We start from the raw sequence: 1,426 nt of genomic DNA on the forward strand, positions 1-1,426 counted from the left end.
AGCCCAATGCCATGAAGGAAAATGCGGGGTATTTTACCATGGTATGAGCTTAAACTCGAAGTGACCATTGCGGGAGGAGCGCTCATGGATACGTGGCCAGGAGTCCTGAGGTTTGCGCACGCCACGCTGACAAGTCCGGGCCCTTCTCGGTCTGATGATGGACTCTCTGGCCATGTGCTCCAGGAACTTGGTGATGATGCCCTGGCGTTGCCTGGCAGTGATGAGTGAACCCGCGATGCTGAGCACTGGCAGCAAGGCCTCCAGGGCGCTGCCTATCTTGTCCACGCTGATGCGCACGGGCTCCAGGGACACACTTTGAGCAGTCTTCACACGATGGGCTGCCAGCAGGCTGGCCGCGAGGATGTTGGCTCCGAACTCCGTCTCCGCTCCTTCCAGTGTGGTGGCACGCATCAGATGCTGCCTGCCGGTATGGCGTTTGAGTTCGCCGAAGAACAGCTCCTGCTCCCATCGCTTCGCATACAAGGCCAGCAGTTCCACGGCAGGATGCTTTTGCTCATCCAGCAACGTCGTCCACAAGCGCACCTCGGTGCGCTCGGGTGGTGCCATCTCGCCCTCCTGGTCTTTTTGGGAGGGCTGGCGCCACACTTCGCCACGAATCTCACGCAGTTGCAGTGTTCCTGCTGGCCGTGTCGTGCCTGGCTGGCATACGCGTGTCTCCACCAAGGCACTGCCATCGCTGAGTTTATCAAGCACCCTGGTCTTGCACGAACTTTTAACGCGCACCAGCAACTGGCATCGTGCTCCGGCTGCATGGCGCACATCGGCGATGAAGCGCGCGCTGCCATAGTAGCGGTCTGCCAGCAGCAAGGTGTCTTCCTTCTTGGGAATGGAACCCAACAGCTCGCGTGCCAGCGTGAGCTCTCCCGCCATGCCCTGGGCACAAGGCAGCCCGCGTGCTGCTGCCAGAGGCTGGTGCGTGCCCAGTTCCACCAGCACCGCGCCACTGAACTTGTAGAAGGCGGCTTCCCTGCTGGCGTTGCGATGGCGTGCGCCTGCACGGCTCCCGATGGCCCGGGTGTTGCGCAGGCTCCATTGTGAACCATCCACTCCCAGGAGCCGATGTCCGTGATAAAAACTCAAGGGGTGGCACTCGTGTTGAGCACGCGGACGCAGCACCTCTGCAAAGAGCTCTTCAAACCACTCCCAAGACAACCCTGCTCTACGCTGGATGGCGGCTTCATCGCTGATGGAAACGTTGCTCATGGTTCGGACATGATGCCCCAAAGTGCCACCAGAACTCAGCGCCTGCATCACCATGCCCCAAACAAACTGGGCAAAGGACACTTTGCTTTTGCCTTGAAGGCCCCGCCCACAACGCTCACGCACCCGGCGCAAACGCTGCGCGCTCAACTCAGAAAAAAACAGACAACCACTTCCGCGACTCCATTTATCTAACTAGACTTAA

1 protein-coding gene is annotated in these 1,426 nt (G+C 59.7%); it reads right to left on the minus strand.

The features are described 5' to 3' along the window. Window positions 1–33: 33 nt before the first annotated feature. The gene (locus DES53_RS32325) at window positions 34–1,371 is read right to left on the minus strand and encodes an IS4 family transposase (RefSeq protein ID WP_170157592.1); all 1,338 of its coding nucleotides are present in this window, start codon (window positions 1,369–1,371) and stop codon (window positions 34–36) included. Window positions 1,372–1,426 lie beyond the last annotated feature (55 nt).

It is taken from the genome of Roseimicrobium gellanilyticum (genome assembly GCF_003315205.1).
GTDB classification, from domain to species: domain Bacteria; phylum Verrucomicrobiota; class Verrucomicrobiia; order Verrucomicrobiales; family Verrucomicrobiaceae; genus Roseimicrobium; species Roseimicrobium gellanilyticum.